2 protein-coding genes are annotated in these 1,478 nt (G+C 46.6%); both read left to right on the top strand.

Annotation, left to right across the window (positions count from 1 at the left end):
- Positions 1-697 (top strand): ethylbenzene dehydrogenase-related protein (locus A3729_RS17795; protein WP_231877460.1); only part of this gene is annotated, 697 nt, incomplete at its 5' end.
- Between the two features lie 36 nt (positions 698-733).
- The gene (locus tag A3729_RS33210; protein ID WP_197469971.1) at positions 734-1,345 is read left to right on the top strand and encodes a c-type cytochrome; all 612 of its coding nucleotides are present in this window, start codon (positions 734-736) and stop codon (positions 1,343-1,345) included.
- Positions 1,346-1,478: the final 133 nt, after the last annotated feature.

Here is a 1,478-nt window from a genome sequence, read left to right as displayed (position 1 = left end):
CGGTAAGCGTGGCAGCATTCCAGTGGCGGTTAAAGCAGCACATGATAGCAAGAGCTTATATATGCAATTTACTTGGGAAGATACTGAACACCAGCCAGTACCCTTTGCAGAAGGTGGCAAGATGGATGCGATGAATCAAATGAAATTGGCCTTTATGTTAGCGACTGACGAAGTTGAGTACGCAGATCGAGCAGGTTGCTGGGGAACCTGTCATGCCGATGCCGATGACATGCCTTTCGCGCCTGAGGGTCAGAGTGTAACTAAGTATCTAAAAGAGAGCCGTACGAAGATTGAGCTTAAAGGCCGAAACAAAAAACCGCTTGGTGGTTGGGATAAGCGTAAGGAAGACGCTGAGATCAAAGCAGAATTTGACGCTCAGCACTTCATGGATATCGTGCGCTACAAGTCGGGTGACAAGAGTATTGAATACGGCAGTATCTTGGCAGACCGCTTGATGAACGAAGGTGTGATTAGTGAAGCGATAGCAAACAAAGTTGGCAATAAGTGGGTGGTTGAAATCAAGCGTCCTCTGGTAGCTGACGGTGACGGCAATATCAGTCTGGACACCGCTCAAAGCTACAACTTTGGTTTCGCGATTCATGACGATTACAGCAACGGCCGTTTCCATCATGTATCACTTGGGTACAAATTGGGCTTCGATAATGCCGATGTAGAAATCAATGCAGTTAAGCAATAAAAGCTAGTAAATAAGAAAACGGTGAGCGTTATGTGGATGAGATCAGTCAAAAAAACAGGTAAGGGATTGGCAATAGTGCTATTCGCGAACTTGTTGCTGGCGGGCGTCTCATCTGCAGAACTTGTTGAAGTAAAGACACACAAGATGCGTTTCATACCGGAAGTTGTAACAGTCAATATTGGCGATACGGTGCGTTGGCTGAATGTCGAGAAGAGGCAGTATCACAGCGTATGGTTTGAAGGTTTGGGAGAGCCTGAAGGTGAATACTTCTGGCCCGAAGAAAGCGTTGAACGCTTATTTGATCGCGCTGGTGTCTTTGACTATCGCTGCGGACCTCATCCACAGATGAGGGGCAAGGTTATTGTTAAAAAAGCTGAGCTGAAAGTTTCTGAAGAGCGTGCACTGGAACTGGACTATTTAGTGAAACAAGACTGTGGATCATGTCATGGGATGCTGTTTAAAGGTGGTTTAGGCCCGGCTTTGTTGCCGGAAAATATCAAGGCATATTCGGTTGAAGACTTAATGGCTGTCATCCTACATGGTCGCCCTGGAACGCCAATGCCCCCATGGAAAGCTATTTTGTCTGAGGCGGATGCTAACTGGATTGCTAAAGCTTTGAAGTCGGGAGAAATGATAGATGCGAATTAAAAGCCTTGCAGTGGCCTTACTAAGTATTAGTTTGGGGGCGTGTACTTGTTTGCATACCCAGACGGAGCCCAGGGCAACAGGTGACATGGGCGTCATTATTGAACGTGCTACTGGAAGCGTAAAGATCATCGAT

Source organism: Oleiphilus sp. HI0043, assembly GCF_001634935.1.
Note: the sequence above shows the minus strand (reverse complement) of the source record. Positions and strands in the feature narration are given on the sequence as shown.